Annotated in this window: 3 protein-coding genes; 1 reads left to right on the top strand and 2 read right to left on the bottom strand. The window is 74.6% G+C overall.

Annotated features, from left to right (window positions below; genetic code table 11):
* A partial coding sequence (locus tag GV155_RS19205; RefSeq protein WP_328820827.1) for a DHA2 family efflux MFS transporter permease subunit occupies window positions 1–1515 on the top strand: 1515 nt, incomplete at its 5' end.
* Between the two features lie 3 nt (window positions 1516–1518).
* On the opposite strand, the gene GV155_RS19200 is transcribed toward GV155_RS19205, so the two are convergent.
* Together GV155_RS19200 and GV155_RS19195 are read right to left on the bottom strand one after the other, a co-directional pair.
* Complete coding sequence (locus GV155_RS19200; protein WP_160011714.1) at window positions 1519–2004, bottom strand: nucleoside deaminase; 486 nt, start codon at window positions 2002–2004, stop codon at window positions 1519–1521.
* On the bottom strand, window positions 2001–3498 hold a 1498-nt coding region (locus tag GV155_RS19195), incomplete at its 5' end, for a M20/M25/M40 family metallo-hydrolase (protein WP_201300377.1). The genes GV155_RS19195 and GV155_RS19200, both read right to left, overlap by 4 nt.

Raw genomic sequence — 3498 nt, 5'->3', positions numbered from 1 at the left:
ACCCAGACCCCCACCGCCCCGCCCGGCGCCGACCAGGACACCCTGCCGCCGGGGGCCTCCCGGCTGATCGCGCTGCTCGTCGGCTCCGCCTTCGTGGTGATCCTCAACGAGACCATCATGAGCGTCGCGCTGCCCTCGCTGATGGTCGACTTCGACATCACCGCCGCGACCGCGCAGTGGATCACCACGGCGTTCCTGCTGACGATGGCGGTGATCATCCCGGTCACCGGCTACCTGATCAGCAGGTTCCCGCTGCGGCTGCTGTTCACCGTCGCGATGGTGTCCTTCAGCGTGGGCACGCTCGTCGCCGCCCTGGCGCCCACCTTCGGGCTGCTCGTGCTGGGTCGGGTGGTCCAGGCCAGCGGCACCGCGGTGATGATGCCGCTGCTGATCACGACGGTGCTGAACCTCGTGCCGGCCAGCAGGCGGGGCCGGATGATGGGCACGATCTCGATCGTCATCTCCGTCGCCCCGGCGATCGGGCCGACGGTGTCGGGGCTCGTGCTGGCCAACCTCTCCTGGCGCTGGATGTTCTGGATCGTGCTGCCCATCGCGCTGCTCGCGCTCGCCCTGGGCCGGCTGTGGGTCCGCGACGTCACGCCGGTCACCGGCGGCCGCGTCGACGTGGTCTCGGTCGTGCTGTCCGCCCTCGGCTTCGCCGGGCTGATCTACGGCCTGTCCAGCATCGGGGAGAGTGCCACCGGCGAGACGCTGGTCGCGCCGTGGATCCCCGTCCTGGTGGGCGTGGTCGCGCTGGCGGTGTTCGTACGCCGCCAGCTGCAGCTGCGCGACCGGGCACTGCTCGACCTGCGGGCGTTCGCCTCGCGGACGTTCACCGTGGCCGTGCTCCTCGTCGTGGCCGCCATGATGGCCCTGTTCGGGACCCTGATCCTGCTGCCGATCATGCTCCAGGACGTGCTCGGCCTGACCACGTTGGAGACCGGTCTGGTGCTGCTGCCCGGCGGCGCGACGATGGGTCTGATGGCCCCGCTGGTGGGACGCGCCTTCGACCGGGTCGGGCCGCGGCCCCTCGTGCCCCCGGGCGCGCTGCTGGCCAGCGTCGCCCTGTGGCTGATGAGCACCTTCGACGCCACGACCGCCACCGGCACCGTCGTGGCCGTGCACGTGCTGCTGAGCGTCGGCATCGCCCTGATGTTCACCCCGCTGCTGACCTCGGCGCTCGGCTCGCTGCCGCAGCACCTGTACTCCCACGGCAGCGCGATCGTGAGCACCGTCCAGCAGGTCGCCGGTGCGGCCGGCACCGCGCTGTTCATCACCGTGATGACCCGCGGGGCCGCGACCGCCGCCGAGGCCGGGGCGGGCGCGGCGCGTGCCACCGAGCTCGGCGTCCAGGACGCCCTGATGTGGGGCGGCGTGGTCTCGTCGGTGGCCGTGGTGCTCTCGCTGCTGGTCCGCGGGGGCGGGCAGGCGGACTCGCCCGCCCCGGCCGACGCACCGACCAACGCACCGGCCGACGTGCCGGCCGAGGCGCCGGCCGAGGCCGCGCGCCGCTGATCGTCAGCCGTGGCGCCGGGTCCACTCCCGGAACGGCGCCACGGGGTCGTCGGTCGCCCCCTGCTCGGCCGGCAGGGCGCGGGCGGCCGGCGGGCGGGCGTACTCGTCGTAGAAGGTCGCCAGCGTCATGTAGCGGCCGCCGTCCTCGTAGTGCTCGCCCTCCTGCTCCCGCGTGGCCGCGAAGACGACGCGCTCCGGGGCGGCGTAGTAGAGCGCGCCCAGGCACATCGGGCACGGGTAGGCGGTCACGTAGACGTCGCAGCCGGCCAGGTCCGTACGCCCGGCGCCCGCGAGGTCGCGGATCGCGGTGATCTCGGCGTGGGCCGTCACGTCACCGGACTGGTCGACCTGGTTGGTGGCCTCGAGCACGACCTCGCCGGTGGCGGCGTCGACGACCAGGCAGGCGAACGGCTTGCCGCCGGCGGCAACGTTCTCCAGCGCCAGGTCGACGCTGCGGCGGACGAGCGCGGGATCGACCGGGCGGCTCACGCGGGGTCCGCCGGGAAGGGGAACACCGCGGGGGAGCGGCGGCCGTCCGCGGCCACCGAGCGCACCGCGAGCACCGCGTTGTCCTTGGAGAGGTCGACGGTGCGGCGCAGCCGGTCGCCCGCGGCGATCCGGTGCAGCCACAGCGGCTCGGCGGTCGGGCGCCAGACGACCTCGTAGCCGACCGGGTCGCCGCTGGCCGGCTGCCAGGTCAGCGTGGAGTCGTTGGTCAGCTCGCTGGTCTCGATCCGGACGTCGACCGGGGTGCCCGGCGCCTGGGCCAGGTTCCACAGGGTGGCGGCGTTGACGCGGGCGACGCCGGCGACGTAGTCGAAGTCGCAGAACTCGGCCAGGTCGCCGAACTGCACCCCGTCCTCGACCCGCACGTCCTGGTGCTGGTGGGCGTAGTCCTCGTTCGGCTCGGTGAACCGGGCCGCGGGGTAGCCGGCCTCGAGGAACGGACGGTGGTCGCCGCCGCGCAGGTAGCGGTCCAGGCGGTGGACCAGGCGCACCTCCATCCCGGTGACCTCGCGGGTGGCGACCTCGGCGACGAAACGGCCCAGCTGGCGGGCGGGGGAGTCGCTCTCCCCGCCGACGAGCACGCGGGTGGCCCGGGTCTCCTCGTCCTCGCCGATCGGCAGGCCCTCGACGAACATCCGGACGCTGCGCCGGTCGACGGTGCCGTCGTCGGCCCGGCTGGCGCCGACGATGTCGTTGGTGAACATCGCCTGCACGTCCGCGCCCTCCTCGGTCAGCTGACGGGCCAGGAACGTGGAGCCGTACAGGCCCTGCTCCTCGCCGGCGACGGCGGCGAAGATGATCGTCGCGGCCGTGCGGCGGGTCGCCATCAGGCGCGCCAGCTCCATCGCCACGGCCACGCCGGAGGCGTCGTCGTCCGCGCCGGGGGCGTCGCTGGTGGCGTCCATGACGTCGGTGACGCGGGAGTCGTAGTGGCCCGAGACGACGTAGACCCGCCCGGGGTCGGTCGTGCCCTCGAGCCGGGCGACGACGTTGCTGATCACGGTCGGCTCGGGGATGCGGGAGGCCGGCTCCTGGACGTAGGACGGCACGGTCACCGTCATCCTGCCGCCGGAGCGGGCCGCGTAGCGGCGCATCCGGCGGGCGATCCAGTCGCGGGCGGCGCCGATGCCGCGCTCGGGGTCGTCCTGCGAGGACAGGGTGTGCCGCGTGCCGAAGGACACCAGCTTCTCCACGGTCGCCCGGATCCGGTCGGGGTCGATCGCGGCCAGGATCTCGCGCAGCTCGGCGTCGGCGGGGGCCGCCACGACCGGGCGGCCGGGGCCGTCGGGCCAGGCGGCGGTGTCGATCGTGCCGTCGTAGGCGTCGCCCGCCGCGCCGGCGCGTGTCGGGGCGGCGCTCGCGGGGGGCGCGGTGACGGCGGCGCCCAGGGCGCCGACGCCGGCGGCCCCGGTGCCGAGCAGGCCACGACGGGTGGTGGCCGGGGTCGTGGCCGGGGTGGTGGCCGGGGTGGTGGAG

Origin of the sequence: Nocardioides sp. AX2bis, assembly GCF_902506435.1 — a bacterium.
GTDB lineage: Bacteria > Actinomycetota > Actinomycetes > Propionibacteriales > Nocardioidaceae > Nocardioides.
This window is presented reverse-complemented; position numbering and strand designations above follow the sequence as displayed.